General features: G+C 67.1%; 1 protein-coding gene. It reads left to right on the top strand.

Annotation, left to right across the window (positions count from 1 at the left end; all coding sequences use genetic code 11):
• A partial coding sequence (locus tag AC3II9_RS22275; RefSeq protein WP_489158933.1) for a PhoH family protein occupies window positions 1-195 on the top strand: 195 nt, incomplete at its 5' end.
• Between the last annotated feature and the right edge of the window lie 51 nt (window positions 196-246).

The following is a 246-nucleotide window of genomic DNA, read 5'->3' on the forward strand; positions in this document are numbered from 1 at the left end:
CAGCCGGATGGTGATCTGCGGCGATCCCAATCAGGTGACTTGCCCGGCGGCGTCGCGGCCTCCGGCCTCGCCGATGCGGTCCGTCGCCTGGAAGGCGTGGAGGGCATCGCGATGAGCCGCTTCACCGCCGCCGACGTCGTCCGCCACCCGATCGTCGGCCGGATCGTTGATGCCTATGAAGGGCCCAACGCCTGATTGGTCCTTTCGATGGCGTAACGCCGGAACTGTTGATAGGGGGCGGCGATT

The sequence above is a fragment of the Lysinibacillus sp. RU7 genome (genome assembly GCF_057837305.1).